The 15,999-nt window shown below is 57.3% G+C and carries 17 protein-coding genes; 11 read left to right on the top strand and 6 right to left on the bottom strand.

Annotated elements, in window-relative coordinates; all coding sequences use genetic code 11:
* Positions 1–75: 75 nt before the first annotated feature.
* On the bottom strand, positions 76–885 hold the full coding sequence (locus tag CFR76_RS10825; RefSeq protein WP_010509899.1) for an ABC transporter permease: 810 nt from the start codon (positions 883–885) through the stop codon (positions 76–78).
* Positions 882–1,511, bottom strand: coding sequence for an ABC transporter ATP-binding protein (locus CFR76_RS10820; RefSeq protein ID WP_025440182.1), 630 nt, complete (start codon positions 1,509–1,511; stop codon positions 882–884). The genes CFR76_RS10825 and CFR76_RS10820 overlap by 4 nt, the downstream gene beginning before the upstream one ends.
* 284 nt (positions 1,512–1,795) lie before the next feature.
* Here CFR76_RS10820 and CFR76_RS18440 point away from each other — a divergent pair, with 284 nt between their 5' ends.
* Entirely contained in the window at positions 1,796–2,149 is a 354-nt protein-coding gene (locus CFR76_RS18440; protein WP_231289981.1) for a multicopper oxidase domain-containing protein, read from the top strand.
* Positions 2,076–2,444 carry a multicopper oxidase gene (locus tag CFR76_RS18435; protein WP_025440181.1) on the top strand — a complete coding sequence of 123 codons (369 nt, stop codon included), beginning with the start codon at positions 2,076–2,078 and terminating at the stop codon, positions 2,442–2,444. The genes CFR76_RS18440 and CFR76_RS18435 overlap by 74 nt, the downstream gene beginning before the upstream one ends.
* Here the strand turns inward: CFR76_RS18435 and CFR76_RS18430 are convergent.
* A complete protein-coding gene (locus CFR76_RS18430; protein ID WP_244151059.1) occupies positions 2,356–2,544 on the bottom strand; it encodes an RcnB family protein in 189 nt (62 codons plus the stop codon). The genes CFR76_RS18435 and CFR76_RS18430 overlap by 89 nt on opposite strands.
* A gap of 265 nt (positions 2,545–2,809) precedes the next feature.
* Between CFR76_RS18430 and CFR76_RS10800 the strand changes: the two genes are divergently transcribed.
* The 6 genes from CFR76_RS10800 to CFR76_RS10775 all read left to right on the top strand — a co-directional run bounded on the left by CFR76_RS10800 (position 2,810) and on the right by CFR76_RS10775 (position 9,376).
* The gene (locus tag CFR76_RS10800) at positions 2,810–3,163 is read left to right on the top strand and encodes an ArsR/SmtB family transcription factor (protein WP_025440180.1); all 354 of its coding nucleotides are present in this window, start codon (positions 2,810–2,812) and stop codon (positions 3,161–3,163) included.
* The gene (gene arsC, locus CFR76_RS10795) at positions 3,160–3,582 is read left to right on the top strand and encodes an arsenate reductase (glutaredoxin) (protein ID WP_025440179.1); all 423 of its coding nucleotides are present in this window, start codon (positions 3,160–3,162) and stop codon (positions 3,580–3,582) included. The genes CFR76_RS10800 and arsC overlap by 4 nt, the downstream gene beginning before the upstream one ends.
* Positions 3,582–4,877 (top strand): arsenic transporter, encoded by a 1,296-nt coding sequence (locus CFR76_RS10790; RefSeq protein WP_025440178.1) that lies wholly within the window; start codon positions 3,582–3,584, stop codon positions 4,875–4,877. Before arsC ends, CFR76_RS10790 begins: the two co-directional genes overlap by 1 nt.
* A 20-nt stretch (positions 4,878–4,897) precedes the next feature.
* Positions 4,898–5,596, top strand: a complete 699-nt coding sequence (gene arsH / locus CFR76_RS10785; protein ID WP_025440177.1) for an arsenical resistance protein ArsH — start codon at positions 4,898–4,900, stop codon at positions 5,594–5,596.
* Between the two features lie 633 nt (positions 5,597–6,229).
* Positions 6,230–7,831 carry a B12-binding domain-containing radical SAM protein gene (locus CFR76_RS10780; protein WP_025440176.1) on the top strand — a complete coding sequence of 534 codons (1,602 nt, stop codon included), beginning with the start codon at positions 6,230–6,232 and terminating at the stop codon, positions 7,829–7,831.
* 294 nt (positions 7,832–8,125) lie between these two features.
* Positions 8,126–9,376: a carbohydrate porin gene (locus tag CFR76_RS10775; RefSeq protein ID WP_239020142.1), complete on the top strand. Its 1,251-nt coding sequence runs from the start codon at positions 8,126–8,128 to the stop codon at positions 9,374–9,376.
* Positions 9,377–9,462: 86 nt separating this feature from the next.
* Here the strand turns inward: CFR76_RS10775 and CFR76_RS10770 are convergent.
* Together CFR76_RS10770 and CFR76_RS10765 are read right to left on the bottom strand one after the other, a co-directional pair.
* Positions 9,463–10,217, bottom strand: a protein-coding gene (locus CFR76_RS10770; protein ID WP_095666530.1) for an IS5 family transposase whose coding sequence is annotated in 2 segments (ribosomal slippage) — positions 9,463–9,887 and positions 9,887–10,217 — 756 coding nt in all. Because the reading frame shifts where the segments join, the coding sequence is not laid out codon by codon here.
* Positions 10,218–10,306: 89 nt separating this feature from the next.
* Positions 10,307–11,848, bottom strand: a complete 1,542-nt coding sequence (locus CFR76_RS10765; protein WP_025440173.1) for a carbohydrate porin — start codon at positions 11,846–11,848, stop codon at positions 10,307–10,309.
* A 569-nt stretch (positions 11,849–12,417) separates the two neighbouring features.
* Between CFR76_RS10765 and CFR76_RS10760 the strand changes: the two genes are divergently transcribed.
* The 3 genes from CFR76_RS10760 to CFR76_RS10750 all read left to right on the top strand — a co-directional run bounded on the left by CFR76_RS10760 (position 12,418) and on the right by CFR76_RS10750 (position 14,437).
* Entirely contained in the window at positions 12,418–12,912 is a 495-nt protein-coding gene (locus tag CFR76_RS10760; protein ID WP_014106858.1) for a hypothetical protein, read from the top strand.
* Positions 12,913–13,158: 246 nt separating this feature from the next.
* Positions 13,159–13,740 carry a cytochrome b gene (locus CFR76_RS10755; RefSeq protein ID WP_025440172.1) on the top strand — a complete coding sequence of 194 codons (582 nt, stop codon included), beginning with the start codon at positions 13,159–13,161 and terminating at the stop codon, positions 13,738–13,740.
* A complete protein-coding gene (locus tag CFR76_RS10750; RefSeq protein WP_007396730.1) occupies positions 13,730–14,437 on the top strand; it encodes a VIT1/CCC1 transporter family protein in 708 nt (235 codons plus the stop codon). The genes CFR76_RS10755 and CFR76_RS10750 overlap by 11 nt, the downstream gene beginning before the upstream one ends.
* Positions 14,438–14,868: 431 nt before the next feature.
* On the opposite strand, the gene CFR76_RS10745 is transcribed toward CFR76_RS10750, so the two are convergent.
* Positions 14,869–15,555: a response regulator transcription factor gene (locus CFR76_RS10745; RefSeq protein ID WP_007396728.1), complete on the bottom strand. Its 687-nt coding sequence runs from the start codon at positions 15,553–15,555 to the stop codon at positions 14,869–14,871.
* Between the last annotated feature and the right edge of the window lie 444 nt (positions 15,556–15,999).

Raw genomic sequence — 15,999 nt, 5'->3', positions numbered from 1 at the left:
ATGATCTGGAAACAGGCTCCGCATCTGTATGACCCTGATCGGCGCTGTCATGCCATGATACGTGGTTCCACCGCCTCACCCCTTCTGCAATCGGGGAAGCAGGCGTTCCAGTCGCAGCCTCCCCCGGCTGTCCGTCAGCCGCCAGGCTGCCAGGTAGGCCGCGGCTGTCGCGCCGATCAGGTTGCCACTGACGATAAGTGACATCAGCAGGACCTGGTACCTTGAGGCTGCCAAGGGGTTCATCCCCGCCAGGATCTGCCCTGTCATGATTCCGGGCATGGTAATGATCCCGGCGGCCGCCATCTGGTTCAGCGTCGGCAGCAGGGCCGTCCGGATGGCCTGGCGAATCAGGCCGTTCATTGCCTGCGCGCGGGTCGCGCCGAGAATGATCCGCGCCTCGATGGCCTGCCGTTCGCGCGTGATGGCGGACAGGAGTGTATTCATCGACAGGCTTGTTGCATTCATGACATTGCCCAGCAGCAGGCCCGTCAGGGGAATGGCCGTGCGGGCCACATACCACGGGTGGGGCTGGAGGCCGGTCAACAGCCCGATCAGCACCACGATGACCGTCCCTGTTACCGTGGAGGCACCCGCGATCCCGAAATGCCACCACAGACCAAGGCGGACCTGCTGGCGTGACCCGGCTTCCCGGGCGGCGGCGGTGAACATGAAGGCCAGCAGCCCGATGGTCAGCCACACGGAGGCATGACCAAACACGAACAAAAGCACACTGCCGACAAGCGCAAGCTGTACCGCCATGCGCACGGCGGAAACCAGCAGCACCCGCTGCAACCCCAGCGACAGCAGGAACGACAGCGCGCTGCCGATGGCGATCAGGGCAGCGGCCACCAGCATGTCCCCGGTCGTCAGCACTATGGGTGTCATGGCGCGATTTCTTCCATGTGTCCCCGTGCCATCCGGAACCGCGTCCCGGCCATGCGCCCCGCCTGCCCCATGTCGTGCGAGACCAGGACAATGGCCGTCCCCTGCGCCCTTGCCTCCTGAAGAACGGCTTCAACCCTGTCCGTCGTGGCGGCATCCAGCGCCGAACAGGGTTCATCAAGCAGCAGGACACGGGGATGCAGCAGCAGGGCGCGGATCAGGGACAGCCGCTGGCGTTCCCCCGTGGACAGGCGTGACAGCGGCGAGCGCAGGCAGTCTTCCCGCAGGCCAAGGCGCGCGACCAGCGCGCGCACCGCGTCCGTATCCACCATGTGGTCCAGCACGATATCGGACCACCACGCAGGTTCCGCCGGGACATATTGCACCAGGCGGCGCCACTGCGCCGCAGGCATGCCCGAGCAGGCCTGTCCATCGATGCGTGCATCGCCTTCATGCGGGTCAAGATCCGCGATCATGCGCAGCAGTACCGACTTCCCGCTGCCTGATGACCCGGTGATCGCCACGCACGCCCCCGCCGGGACAGTGAATGCAAACGGGCCACCATGGACGCTGCGCAAGGCCAGTACCTCCAGCGCCACAGGCCTGGCCTGATCTGTCGCTACAGTCATCCATCCTCCTGAACAGCCATCCCTGCCCGTTCGCGCGAAGACATCAGCCACGTTGCGTCCAGTCCCGGGCCTTTTCCCATATCTGAATTTCTCGATATGAGGAAATATTATATCCTCGCCGGACATGGCGACCGGCATCGCGCCGGTGTGCATGGCCCGGGCTACGGTCCATTTATGGACAGGTCCCGGCGACAGGACGGCCTGCCCCCGCGCCAGCCCGATGAAACCGGCCAACGCTGTAGGCGTTGGGAACCCTGCCTGTTTGCCCATAATCGGATATTACCATGATGCTGGATCGCCGTTCCTTTCTGGCATTGTCCGGACGAACGACGCCGGCGGCCATGATCCCGCGCCGGGGCCGTGGCGCTGGCCCCGTCATGGGTGGAAAAGCGGACCATACGCTGCGGATCGCCACGGGACAGGTCGAACTTGCCCCCGGGCGCATCATTTCAACCACGCTTTATAATGGCCAGTTTCCCGGCCCCCTGCTGCGGCTTGAGGAAAGCAGGCTCAGCGTGATCGACATCTTCAATGATACCGATACGCCGGAACTGGTGCATTGGCATGGCCGGGGGCGATCTCAACCGTGGTACCTATACCGGGCAGGTCGGGCTGGTCTATATCGAGCCGAAGGATAATCCTGGCGCCCATGACCGCGAGATATTCCTTGTGCTGAAGGAATTCGCGCCATTCTTCAGCCGTGGCGGCGACATGGCGGTGGGTGCGCTTGCGGGCGACCCGGTAGCCGAACTCCAGCGGCTGGGAAAGGGCGCCGACGCGGTCGCCACGCAAGGGACGAAGGGGTTCGAGGTCGGCTACAGGTCATTCACGATCAACGGCCCATTCAATAAGGTGGCGTATAAGCTGGTGCTGCCGGATAGGGCGCCGTCGGGTAAGCAGGCACGACCGGTACAGACATCGCCACGCCTGTAGTGGCAGCAACCACGCCCGCGATCAGTCCGGTTACCGCCGCCACAAGCAGGTACTGCGCTCCGGACTGCATCCAGTAATAGCCTGATGGCGGTGCCCACAGGCCATGGTAGCGCCGCCAGTCACGGCCCCGCCACTGCCACGACGGTCATGACCGCCATGCCCCCATGGCGGATCCGCACGGGCCGTCGCACTGGTCAGGATCAGGCAGGCTGACAGGATGGCGGCCGGAAATCGATCTATCATGGTGCCTCCATCGGCAAGCAGGGTAAGGAACACAGGCTCTCATGGCTTATGCATGAACGTACGCCCCCCCCCGCGCCAGGACAGGGATTGACATTATTTTATATATCCACAATCAAAGATATATGGATATGGAATCGGCCCTTGCCGCGCTCAGCGCCCTGTCCCAGTCCACGCGGCTGGCTATCTTCCGCCTGCTTGTGCGCCATGAACCGGACGGCCTGCCCGCCGGAGATGTCGCTCGCCATCTTGATATGCCGCAGAACACGATCTCGACCCACCTCGCGATCCTGACACGTGCCGGCCTGCTGAGCGCGCAACGCCACAGTCGGCAGATCGTCTATCGCGCCTGTCTTTCTCGCCTGCAGGACCTGATGCTCTTCCTCGTCAGGGACTGCTGTGCGGGCAGTCCCGAACTCTGTGCGCCCCTGATCGCGACCCTGTCCTCCTGCTGTCCGTCCCCCGAATCCTGCTCATGACCATCACGATCTATCACAACCCGGCCTGCGGCACGTCGCGCAATGTGCTGGCACTGATCCGCAACAGCGGCGAGGAGCCTCGCATTATCGAGTATCTGAAAACGCCTCCCAATCGTGCGGAACTGGTCGATCTGATTGCCCTTATGGGCGTTCCGGTGCGCTCGGTCCTGCGGGAAAAGGACACGCCCTTTCACGAACTTGGCCTCGATAATCCGGCCCTGAGCGATGACGCGCTGATCGATGCCATAATCGCACACCCAATCTTGATGAACCGACCGATCGTCGTCACCCCGCTCGGCGTTGCGCTCTGCCGTCCGTCCGAGACGGTTCTGGACATCCTGCCCAACCCACAGCAGGGCGCATTCGTCAAAGCGGACAACGAGAAAACCGTCGATGAATCCGGAAAGCGGATCGTCTGATGCTGGCGCTTCTGATTTTCGTTGTCACGCTGGTTTTTGTCATCTGGCAGCCTCGGGGGCTGGGCATCGGCTGGAGCGCAATGGCAGGTGCCGCCGTGGCTCTGGCGGCTGGTGTGATCCACTGGCACGACATTCCGGTCATCTGGCACATCGTCTGGGACGCGACCTTCACCTTTATCGCGCTGATCGTTATCTCGCTGTTGCTGGACGAGGCCGGGTTCTTCCATTGGGCCGCCCTGCACGCGGTGCGTTGGGGCAAAGGGCGAGGCCAGACGCTATTCCCGCTGATCGTGGTGCTGGGAGCGGCCATTGCAGCGGTTTTCGCCAATGACGGCGCGGCCCTGCTGCTCACGCCCATTGTCATCGCCATCCTCACTCAGCTCCGCCTGAGCCATACTGCAGCCCTGGCCTTCATCATAGCGACCGGCTTCGTCGCGGACACCACCAGCCTGCCGCTGGTCATCTCCAATCTGGTGAACATCGTCAGCGCCAATTTCTTTGGCATTGCGTTCGATCGCTATGCCACGATCATGGTCCCTGTCGATCTGGTAGCACTTGGTGCAACGCTGGCCGTCTTGTGGCTGTGGTACCGGCGGCAGGTGCCTGCGACCTATCCCGTCGCCGAACTGCCCGCACCTGCCACGGCCATTCGTGACCCTCATGTATTCCGGGCGGCATTTCCGCTGCTAGCCCTGGTTCTGGCGGCCTATTTCCTGACCGCGCCGTTTCATATCCCGGTCTGTGTCGTAGCCTGCCTGGCTGCTGCAATCCTGCTGCTCGTCGCCGGATATGGCCGGGTGATCTCTGTTCGCAAGGTGCTGCGGGGTGCTCCGTGGCAGATCGTGATCTTCTCCCTAGGCATGTATCTGGTGGTCTATGGGCTGCGCAATGCCGGGCTGACCGACTATCTTGCGACCGCACTGGTCTGGCTCGGTCATCAAGGGACGTTCACGGCCACCATCGGCACCGGCTTTCTAGCGGCTGTTCTGTCGTCCATCATGAACAATATGCCGAGTGTGCTGGTCGGGGCGCTGGCGATCCAGCAGGCTCACGACATCACGCCGCTGACACGCGACCTGATGATCTATGCCAACGTCATCGGCTGCGACCTCGGGCCGAAATTCACGCCCATTGGTAGTCTCGCAACACTGCTGTGGCTGCATGTGCTGGCATCCAAGAATCATCGGGTCACGTGGGGGCAATACATGAAGGTCGGGCTGGCCATCACCCCGCCGGTCCTGCTGGCCACGCTCATCGCGCTGGCCCTGTGGCTGCCCCGGGTCAGCCACCCGTAACGCATGAAGGGAACCGCTCCATGACCGCACCTGACCTGCCCGCCCTGCATCCGGAATATCTCGAACGGGTTGACCTCGCGCGGCTTGAGCCACACCCACGGGTTGACCATCCGCCCCGCATCCTGCTGCTCTATGGCTCGCTGCGACCACGCTCGTTCAGCCGCCTGCTGGTGCTGGAGGCGGAGCGCATCCTGAAAGCCCTCGGCGCGGAAACGCGGATATTCGACCCGACCGGCCTGCCGGTGGCGGATTCCGTACCTGCCACCCATCCGAAGGTGCAGGAACTGCGCGCACTCTCGCTCTGGTCGGAAGGCCAGGTCTGGTGCAGCCCCGAACGGCACGGTAACATAACCGCTGTGTTCAAAAACCAGATCGACTGGTTGCCACTGTCCGAAGGCTCGATCCGTCCGACGCAGGGCCGCACGCTGGCGGTGATGCAGGTCTCAGGCGGATCGCAAAGCTTCAATTCCGTCAATGCCCTGCGGGTTCTGGGCCGATGGATGCGGATGTTCTCCATCCCCAACCAGTCCAGCGTGCCGATGGCCTATACGCAATTCGGTGATGATGACCGGATGAAGCCCTCCCCGCTCTATGACCGCATGGTGGATGTCATGGAGGAACTGATGAAGTTCACATGGCTGCTGCGGGACCGGGCCGATTACCTCGTTGATCGCTATAGCGAGCGCAGGCAGGACCATCGCCCGCCTGAAGCGCGGTGAGGCCGGGACGGGACGGGACGGAACCGTTCAACGTGGTGATTGCGGATGGCGGCCATGCTGCGGGGCCGTAAGCCTGCTACGCTCCAGCCAACGCCAAAGCGGCAACACTTCAGGCTTACCGTATCCGTGATCCTGTGATCTGGATTAATAAACCCCAATCTTCGTGCGACCATCTTGTCGCTTTATCAAAGCTCTTGTAAAAACAAAAAGAAATACTTTGTCATGAACATAGCGTTATGGAATATTTCCAATTGAAAACCTCCATAAACAGTAAAATCCGTCACGATCCACAAGAAACTACCAAGGTTCTTGTGGTCAACACCCTCCTGACGTGAAGACAAACACCGTGTCCTGATTTCGCATATAGCGATCTTCCTATACCGCCTTGATGTGCCTGGGCATCATAGCCTGCTCATGCCGTTGGCCACGGTCGTTCGAGATTACCAGGATAAAAGCAATAGTGGCGGTCACCGATATTGTACCGGCCCACCTGACCGACACCACTACGAAAGGGGTTCACCCCATGTTACCCTTACAGTCGAGTTGCGCCCTGCCTGAGGCTGCCACGTCTCGAAATGGACGGGAAGGCATCTGTCTTGATCATGACCAGTCCTTGCAGCAATGGATCCTTGCATGATGACCGAAACCTGCAAGGTCCTGATGATCTTCCCGCTTTTCAACGCCAATTCATTCTGGAACTACAAGGAAGCCTGCGATCTTGCGGGCGCACGCTATCCGGCGGCCCCCCTTGGCCTGGTCACGGTCGCAGCCCTCCTGCCCCGGGACTGGGAAGTCCGGTTGGTCAACCGCAATACCGAAGACCTTGTGGATGCCGATTACGACTGGGCCGACATGGTCATGACCGGCGGCATGCTGCCGCAGCGCAATGATGCGCTGCACATCATCGAGACCTGCCGCGCGCGCGGCAAGCCGGTGGTGGTGGGTGGCCCCGACGTGACCTCTAGCCCATCGCTTTACAGCGCCGCCAATTTTCAGGTACTGGGCGAGGCCGAGGAAATCATGGATGATTTCGTCGCGGCCTGGCGCAGCGGTGCGCGGCAGGGCGTGTTTGAAGCACCAATGGGCAAGACGGATGTTACAAAAAGTCCGTTGCCGCGCTTTGATCTGCTCAAGCTTGACCAGTACCTACATGTTGGCATCCAGTTCTCGCGTGGGTGTCCGTTCAGTTGCGAGTTCTGCGACATCATTGAACTCTATGGCCGAGTGCCGCGCACCAAGACCAATGCGCAGGTCATGGCCGAACTCGATGCCCTGTACGCGCTTGGCTATCGCGGACATGTGGATTTTGTCGATGACAACCTGATTGGCAACAAGAAGGCGCTCAAGAAATTCCTGCCCGACCTGAAACGCTGGCAGAACGAGAAGAACTTTCCATTCGAGTTCTCGACCGAGGCATCGATCAACCTTGCCGATGATGCCGACCTGCTGCGCAGCCTGGCCGATACCAATTTCTTCGCCATATTCGTCGGCATCGAAAGCCCGGATACAGACTCCCTCGTGCTGATGCAGAAAAAGCAGAACACGCGGCGCAGCCTGCAGCAGAGCATCGAGACAATCCACAAGGCCGGGATTTTCGTCAATGCGGGCTTCATCGTGGGTTTCGACAGCGAAAAGGGCAGTGTCGCCCAGGGCATGATCGACTGTATCGAGGATACGTCCATCCCAGTCTGCATGGTCGGCCTGCTTTACGCCCTGCCCACGACGCAGCTGACGCGGCGCCTGCTGGCGGAAGGCCGCCTTTTTTCCGGCAGTGAACAGACGCAGTCGGGCGACCAATGCACGGCGGGGCTGAATTTCGAGACAAAACGCCCGCGTCGCGACGTGCTGAACGATTACAGGACGGTGCTTGCGGCCATCTATGACCCAGTCGCCTATTTCGGCCGCGTGCGCAGGCTGGGCCGGATGCTCGGGCGCAAGCGCGCGCACCGGATGATAAAGGGTGATTTGCGCAGCTTTGTCCGGCTCATGTTCCGCATCCACCGTGCGGGGCCGGGAACGGCCGGGCAGTTCTGGCGCATGATGCTGGACTGCGCCCTGCATAACCCGCGCGCGCTGCCCTATGTGGTGATGACAAGCGCGCTTTACCTGCATCTTGGCCCGTTTTCACGCCAGGTCATTGCCGAGATCGACCGCGAGATCGCGGATGTGGAACAGGGCCGCTGGCATGTGCCGCCCGTTGTACGTCATGTCAAGGCAGAACTCGTGCCAGCCTAAACCGTGTTAAGGGAAGATGAAGGAGTATGCATGATGTACAATAAAGGCGCTAATATGCATTGCCTGTTAAAGCGCATTTCGTATAAATTCCGACATAACGAAGCTATTCCACTTATCAAAATATATATTGAATTAATGAAAAGAATTGTTCAATAAATAATTTGTTTTAGATTTTATTATACGATATTTTTTCGAAAAATGAGGCGCATCTGGCATAATCATCATATATGGTTACATACAATCATATTATTGAAAACCTGCTCTTTTGCATATGCCCAGCCTGTTCCCGTAAGCGTGCTGAGCGCGGGCGTTACGCCACAGCAGAATATTCCCGACCATATTGACCCGCGCACCCATCTGTCCGGCAACTGGGGCGGAATACGGAACTGGCTGCTGGCACAGGGAATTGATATCCGTATATCGGATACCAATGAATTCTGGTCCAACCCGGTGGGGGGCGCGCAGGCATCCAGCAACTACATCGGGTCCGCCGCGGTTGAAATGGTGACGGATCTGCACACCCTGACGGGCCTGCCACTGGGTACATTTGACATCAGCGCCATGGAAATCCGTGGGCGACCATTCAGTAATACGCCCCTGTATGTTTTCAACCAGACATCGAATATCGAAGCGGATGATAACGGGCGGCTATATGAACTGTGGTACAGCCAGAAATTCATGGGAGAACGCCTGGCCTTCCGGATTGGCAAGCTGGATCTCGGGCATGACTTCATGGTCAGCAGCGTCGGGCTGAACTTCCTCAACGCGTCCTTTTCCTGGCCCATCATGCCCGATAATGACCTGTATGACCAAGGCCCCGTCTCCCCCGTGGCCACGCCTGCGATACGGTTGCGCTATACCCTGTCCCCACACTGGAATTTCCTGTTCGCGGCAGCCGATGACAATCCTGTGGGCGGCCCCTTCATCAACGCGAAGGACCCGTGGAACCAAAACCGCGACCCCGGTGGCACGCGCTTCAGTTTCCGCACGGGCGCTCTTTTCTTCGGGGAGGTCCAGTACCGGCGGACCCTGTACGGAAGGCAGGGCACATATAAACTTGGCGGTTACTTTGATACCGGACGCTTTCCCGACCAGTCCGATCTCAGAAAAAACCATAAAACCAACTGGGCCGTCTACGCCATTGCGGATCAGACGCTGCAGCATTTCGGGCGAATAACGGAGCTTGACGCTTTCATTCGGGGGAACTGGACAGCGGACACCGACCGCAACCAGATCGTCTATGCCGCAGATGCTGGGTTGTCCCTGAAGGGGCCGTTTGGACGTGCAGGCGACATGGCGGGGTTTGGTGCGGGCCTGGGGGCGGCTAGTCCCTATCTTGCCCAGGCGGACCGGCGTTCTGGCCTGCCCATGCAGGGCACCGAATATCATCTGGAGTTGACCTATCAGATCCCAATCACGCCATGGTTCATGCTTCAGCCTGATATTCAGGGCATCATATCGCCCAGTGGTGGTGTTCTCGATAATAAAGGGCAGCATGTGCATGACGAAGCCATCTTCGGTCTGCATAGCAGCGTAACATTCTGAACCACTCTGTACAAGGTTTTTTTGAAAAGATCCGACCAGACTGTGTTGTCCCGCCTTTTCATTCCAGGTTCATCTAGGGCGTGTCGTCAGTTAATTCCGATGATGGCGGAAACGAGTTGCACTGCTGCGAGGAATGTTGACTTCAGCTTGTCGTAGCGTGTTGCAACGCCCCTGAACTGCTTCAGCCTGGCGAAGAAGCGTTCAATGATGTTTCTGTTTTTGTAAAGCAGGAAGCTGATTTTTCGTGGATTACGTCGGTTTTTCCTTGAAGGGATAACCGGTGTGATCTGCCGTTCTTCGATCTTTTCGATAAGCGGATCGGCGTCATAAGCCCTGTCGGCGATAAAAGCTGCAGGGTCGACTTCATCCAGCAGGGGACCTGCTTCCGTGATGTCCGCTCTTTGACCGGGCGTCAGGGACAGGACAACCGCCTTTCCTGCAGCATCGACAATAGCGTGGATTTTCGAAGTCAGTCCGCCACGGGACCGCCCGATAGCCTGATCCGCGCCCCTTTTTTACGGGCACCCGCACTGTGCTGGTGCGCCCGGACAATCGTGCTGTCGATCATCATATATTCGTTGTCACGATCGGCGGCCAGATGCCGGAAAATCCGTTCGATCACGCCGCCTTCGCACCAGCGACGCAGTCGCCGGTGGACGTTTTTCCAGTCACCAAAACGGACAGGCAGGTCACGCCAAGGAATGCCGGCACGGTAACGATATAGAACCGCTTCCACAAACAGACGGTTATCGGCAGCCGTTCCGCCGACATGGCCTTCACGACCCGGGAGAAGATCTTTTATCCGTTCCCACTGGCTGTCACTCAGGCCATATCGTCGCATTCATTCTCTCCCTGAAAACAGGGAGAAAACATCACAGATCAAACGGGAGTACAAGCCTCATGCCGTCAGATGCTAACTGACGACACGCCCTAGAAATTCACATTGGTATGCAACCCGAATACGGCTTCATTACCAATCCGGTGCGTCGGACAGGATGGATCTCCCGTGCCGCCCGAGGGGTTCAGGACATATTGGAAATCGGGCTGCACGACCATCCATGGTGTGATCTGGGCCTGATAGGTCAGTTCAAAATGATTTTCGTTTCCCTGCACCAGGGCACCGCGCGCGCGATCATAGGCACGCACGCCTGATGTGACGCGACCGATACCCCAGCCCAGACCAAGTGTATCATTCGTCCTGCCTGAAAAGGGCGCCTTCAGGTTAAGGCCGGCATCAATGGCGAAGCTTATGATATTGCGATCACCACTATTACCCGTCGCCCGGACAAACAGGCCAAGTGCGCGTGATGCATCAGGCGACGGACGCCAGATCAACTGGTCGATTATCCCGTAAATCAGCCAGTTTCCCCGATCCCAGCGGGGTGTACCACCATCCGCGCCAAGAGACAGTCCCTGTGTGTTATATCGATAATCCGGAAATCGTGCCGTATCATAATAGCCTCCAAGTTTATAAACGCCTGACAGGCCCGGATGACTGGCCGCGCGTCCACTGTCGCCAGATTGAGGATTGAAGGCATACTGAATTTCGGTAATCAGTAGCGCGCCGGTTCCCATATTGAACTGCGTGCCACTTCCATCCCTTATGGTCTGGCTGGTGGGGTCCGCCGGGTTTCCGGTCACGCCAAAGACACTGCTATCCTGATTACCCGACGGATTGTCATCCGCCGCCGCGAACATGAATGTGTATTTTTCACCGGGTCGGTAGCGCAACCGGATTGCGGGAGCTGCAAGCGGCCATGAAGGACCGCCAGCATAAAGGTTGACCGAAGGACCCATTGGCCATCCGAAATTGGCGTTGAGGTACAGGGACGCGTAATCGCTGATCAGGAATTCCGTATCGAGATCCTGCTGGCCGATCTTGACGTCCAGCGCGCCCCTGAGAAAGGACTGCTGGTACCAAAGTTCAAACAGGCGGGTGGAGCGATCCGCCTCAAATCCGCTGATGGGGTTGAAATTGCCCAGATGGTCCTGAGTGACGGCACGTCCCCGGATCTGCAGGGCACTGATGTTGATTGTCGCGCCTTTAAGCCCGATCATCCTTTCCAGATCCGCCATCAGGGTCGGCATGGTAATGCCGATATAGGAAGGGCCCGTGCCCGATCCCCTGCCATCGCCATTGGTACTGCCGATCCCGCCCGTGGCGCTACCCCATAACTCGTTGACGTCCTGAATGCTCAGCGTCAGGCCGTAGCGGGCCAGCCATGGACGCAGTCCCCCCATATTCCCCAGCAGGCTCCCACCGGCAGACGGCGTATCTTGGCTGTGGCTGGTCGTGATTGCGCCTGCTTGCCAGGAATCACGCACGGTCGCCGGGTCAATCTGGGCCAAGAAAGGTGTACTGGCGCCCAGATGGGCCTGCCCACCCGCAATGGCGGTCTGGGCCTGCCCCGCAACGGAGATGAAACCACCGATGCCCCAGAAGAAAATTCCCTCACATACACGCCGGAACAATCGGGTAACGCAAACCGCCGGAATCCTGCGTGATGTCAGTTCGCACGGTCGCAAATGTTTCTCATATTATCGTAAAAAAGGTCGTAATCCAGACAGATATCATATACCCGGTCTTCTTTCCACAACATGATGTTTTTGTTAAAGACACAATGTGAATAAAAGAGAATTGTGATATTATATCGTTCTCGTAATTTAATTTATTATTTTTAAAAAATATGCCTGAAGGTCATAAAAAGGTGTCTATTCTGCTTTGGCGATGGACGAAAACACATAGCGGAAAATAAATTATCGCGGCTGCCGCTTCTATGGAAAACAATTCAGACTTTTCACTTTGGCTGCCTGCACAAAATGATCGCCGGCATGCGTGGTAATACTGAGTACCATGCTGCCTGCTACAAGGATTGGCGGCCCTACCATTGCTCATAACGGCTGATCTCTTGCTAGCAGCGTCTCCCCCGTGACCTTATTTTCCGTGTTCAGGTTCACGTCATGTCTGCGTGTTACAAGAACAGCGAGCATCGGCATGATGGCATGGCCAGGGTCAGGTGCCAGGAGGCCGGACAAATATTATGAGATCGATAGTGCATTACGGATTGGCAATCCTGATGATAGTCAGCATATCCGGCTGTGTGGCGCGCGCCGAAACAGAAACAGAAACAGAAACAGAAACAAACGGTATTTGCGAGACAGTGGAACAGGGTATCCGGCTGCATGTCGACGGCACGTATGGCGGATATCCCCATTCCGTCCTGCGTGATGCGGTGCTGGAGAGCGTAGCCTGTCCTTCGGGGGATGCAGAACTACGCGCTTTCCATACCATTGCGATACCGCCGCCCCATATGCGTATTGCCGTCATGCGCCCCATCGGGCAGGGCCAGCAGGGATCGCTGTCCATCATGCTGTTTTCACAAGGGCATTTCGTTATCGGCGAACGGATGTCCCTCTCTCCTTTCTCACGCACCCAGTCTCCTTTTTCGGTAAAGGCAGACATCAACCTTGCAACAGCACGCCTATGGGGCGATCTGGCGAACCGGATCGCACAGGGGAAGCGTGCCATTCCATAATGGGGAAACACGCTCAGTCCATCACATTTGCGATCCGGTTTACCGAAAATGGCCGTAGCTTGCACATATTCTGCGATGTCATTAGGTGACGGGCGCCACACAGTTATCTGGATACAGGTTCCTTGCTCGCTGCCGGTGTCGTCGTGGGTTTACCATCTCCGTTCTTTTTTTACAGTCTGAACACCAACAGGCCGCAGGTATCGGCAAGGCGGCCAATCGTTCAGGTTCGCGTCATGTTTGAGTGATATGATCGTTCGGATGAAATACAAATCTGGCCTTTCCCCAGCACGTTATGACGCACCAACAATCATTTTCCACTGGGGATGCACGGCCATTATCATGTTGCAGTTCGCAACCGCGAATTTATGGGGCCTGTTCCGGAACCCGCTACACCATCAACTGGTGGTGACCCACCTGACGGCAGGCATGGTACTGAGCGTTCTGTTTCCCGCACGCCTGCTATGGCGACTAGGCTGGGGGCGGCAGATCCGCGCCGCCGATCGCTGGCTTGATGCCATGCTGGCGCGCTACGTGGAATACAGCCTGTATGGGCTAGTCCTGCTGGAAATCCTCCTTGGGTATCTGTGGCGATGGGGCAATGGGCAGGCCATGAGTTTCCTGTCCATCCAGATCATGCCGCCCTTTGGCAGGTTTCCGACATCGACAGTCGGCATTCTGCACTGGCTGCACCAGTGGAATGGCTGGCTGATCATCGTGCTTGCCACGGGTCATGCGCTGGCCGCGTGTTTTCATTACTTCATTCTCCGGGACAATGTTTTTCAGAGAATGCTGCTGACAGGGAATGTATCCGATGAATATGGAAAGTAAAATACCGCTGCGCCCCAAAGAAATCCACGCGACCTCCCGTCTGGGCTGGCTGCGGGCCGCTGTTCTGGGGGCGAATGATGGTATCCTGTCAACATCCAGCCTGATCATCGGCGTTGCCAGCGCCCATGCGACACAGGGGAGCATCCTGCTGGCTGGAATTTCCAGTCTGGCTGCCGGGGCCATGTCCATGGCCGCGGGGGAATATGTGTCCGTTAGCTCGCAGGCGGATTCTGAGAAGGCTGACCTCGCCCGCGAAAAAAAGGAGCTTGGCAGTAGCTGGGACGCTGAAGTGAGCGAACTGGCCGGGATATACCGTCAGCGTGGCCTGGATGATATTCTGTCACGCAAGGTTGCCCTTCAGCTCATGAAGCATGATGCACTGGGGGCGCACGCCCGCGATGAACTCGGCATTTCGGACGCGACAGCGGCGCGTCCGGTACAGGCCGCCTTTGCATCGGCTAGCGCATTCTCTTCCGGTGCCATACTGCCCGTGCTGGCAGCCCTGCTGTCGCCAGCCAGCGTGGTCTCGTGGAGTGTATCCGCTGTATCCCTGATTGGTCTGGCGGTATTGGGAGTCGTGGGTGCGCGTGCAGGTGGGGCCTCACCATGGCGTCCGGCAATGCGGGTCATATTCTGGGGCATCGTAGCGATGGCCGTGACGGCTGCCATCGGCCGGATATTCGGGGTACAGACATAATGTATTAAATATTTCTGTATATTGAACGAATGGAATGATATCGTGAATGTACTTCTTGTAATTGTGCTATCAAAGGCAGTCGTTTCAGTGCTCTGCATGCGACTTGCATTTCATTTATATCGTGACAAAAACAATATAATATTACATAGAAATAGGTCTGTGGGATTATGCTATCCCGGCAATAGATAGTGGGCATCAACTTCCTTGAATACTTTCCCAAGGCGGCTATGGGAACCCCGCTTCTCCTGCGGGACGCGAATTATATGCGCAGTGATCTCTATTCCGTTGTCGCTGCGATCATTAATGGCCGACTACGATGTCGGACCGAAAGGCATTTGCCTACACGCCATGGTCATCCTGCTTGCGTACCTATCTCATCCAGGATGGCCGAACCGGGCATGCATGCAAGATCATCCTATACCGCCAGGGAGTCACGCACTCATGACATAACCGCTACCCCTGACGGTGTGGATCAGAGGTTGGCCATCCTGCCCCAGTTTCTCCCGCAGACGACAAATATGCGTTTCGACGATGTTCGTACGAACCGGGAAATCCATATGCCAGACATCCTTCAGCAACATTTGCCGGGAAAGCACCGTGCCTGCATTCCTCATGAAATATTCCAGAAGTTTTAGTTCCTGAGGCTGCAGAAGAACCTTTTCGCCATTCCGTGTCACTGCAAGCGTCAGCAGATTGAGTTCAACGTCAGCCACATTCATTATTGTTGTATGCTGGAAGGAAGATGATCGACGAAGCAGTACCTGCACGCGCGCGACCAACTCGCGTAATGCAAATGGCTTGATCATGTAATCATCCGCACCATGCCGCAGACCGGCGACACGGCTTGGTACGCCATCCATCGTCGTCAGGAACAGGACTGGCGTCATGATGGCATAAGAGCGCATGCGCATGAGAATTGTCAGTCCATCCAGACCAGGCAGCATGCGATCCAGAATGACGATATCCCACGTTTGCGACAGGGCATGCTGCGATCCATCGGTCCCGTTAGCGACACAAACCACGTCAATTCCGCTTTCCTCCAGTCCCTGCCGCACGTAATCCGTAGTTGCGTGGTCATCTTCAACCAAAAGCAGGCGGGGGCGTGTTACCAGCGTCATGAAGCAGGCCAATCAACAAATTTAATGTCCCGCCCAGCGAGACTGAGTTCTTGATCAGGTTATCAGAATCATTGTTACATGGCACCATCCATGACGATGGATAGACAATTATTGGCATTTTTTAATGTATCGACCATGTCTCCAAATTGAATACAGAATAAATAATATCAATATTTCATGTGATACATATCATAAATGTGGATGTATATGTATTATATTTTATACGGTATTAAAACAAATACTACGTACGCGCAGGCATATAAAAAATAAAAGACGGTAAGTTCTCTCCGGACAGGACAAGGCAAAGGGGTTAACGCGGAAAGACCATTGGGGGTAAAGTCAGGCTACAGGGCTGGAGCCTATGCCAACCGGACCTGTCATGATCGGGGACGGGTGGATCTTGTCCGGTCATCCATATCCTGAGAGGATGTCGCTACATGATAA

Source organism: Komagataeibacter swingsii, assembly GCF_003207895.1.
GTDB lineage: Bacteria > Pseudomonadota > Alphaproteobacteria > Acetobacterales > Acetobacteraceae > Komagataeibacter > Komagataeibacter swingsii.
This window is presented reverse-complemented; position numbering and strand designations above follow the sequence as displayed.

What these genes read in the sequence shown, in the direction of transcription:
- CFR76_RS10745 (WP_007396728.1), bottom strand. Translation starts at nt 15,555, where the DNA reads ATGACGCTGGTAACACGCCCCCGCCTGCTTTTGGTTGAAGATGACCAC.
- arsH (WP_025440177.1), top strand. Translation starts at nt 4,898, where the DNA reads ATGACCGCACCTGACCTGCCCGCCCTGCATCCGGAATATCTCGAACGG.
- CFR76_RS10760 (WP_014106858.1), top strand. Translation starts at nt 12,418, where the DNA reads ATGAGATCGATAGTGCATTACGGATTGGCAATCCTGATGATAGTCAGC.
- CFR76_RS18440 (WP_231289981.1), top strand. Translation starts at nt 1,796, where the DNA reads ATGATGCTGGATCGCCGTTCCTTTCTGGCATTGTCCGGACGAACGACG.
- CFR76_RS10800 (WP_025440180.1), top strand. Translation starts at nt 2,810, where the DNA reads ATGGATATGGAATCGGCCCTTGCCGCGCTCAGCGCCCTGTCCCAGTCC.
- CFR76_RS10825 (WP_010509899.1), bottom strand. Translation starts at nt 885, where the DNA reads ATGACACCCATAGTGCTGACGACCGGGGACATGCTGGTGGCCGCTGCC.
- CFR76_RS10780 (WP_025440176.1), top strand. Translation starts at nt 6,230, where the DNA reads ATGATGACCGAAACCTGCAAGGTCCTGATGATCTTCCCGCTTTTCAAC.
- CFR76_RS10790 (WP_025440178.1), top strand. Translation starts at nt 3,582, where the DNA reads ATGCTGGCGCTTCTGATTTTCGTTGTCACGCTGGTTTTTGTCATCTGG.
- CFR76_RS10755 (WP_025440172.1), top strand. Translation starts at nt 13,159, where the DNA reads ATGATCGTTCGGATGAAATACAAATCTGGCCTTTCCCCAGCACGTTAT.
- CFR76_RS18435 (WP_025440181.1), top strand. Translation starts at nt 2,076, where the DNA reads ATGGCCGGGGGCGATCTCAACCGTGGTACCTATACCGGGCAGGTCGGG.
- CFR76_RS10750 (WP_007396730.1), top strand. Translation starts at nt 13,730, where the DNA reads ATGGAAAGTAAAATACCGCTGCGCCCCAAAGAAATCCACGCGACCTCC.
- CFR76_RS10820 (WP_025440182.1), bottom strand. Translation starts at nt 1,511, where the DNA reads ATGACTGTAGCGACAGATCAGGCCAGGCCTGTGGCGCTGGAGGTACTG.
- arsC (WP_025440179.1), top strand. Translation starts at nt 3,160, where the DNA reads ATGACCATCACGATCTATCACAACCCGGCCTGCGGCACGTCGCGCAAT.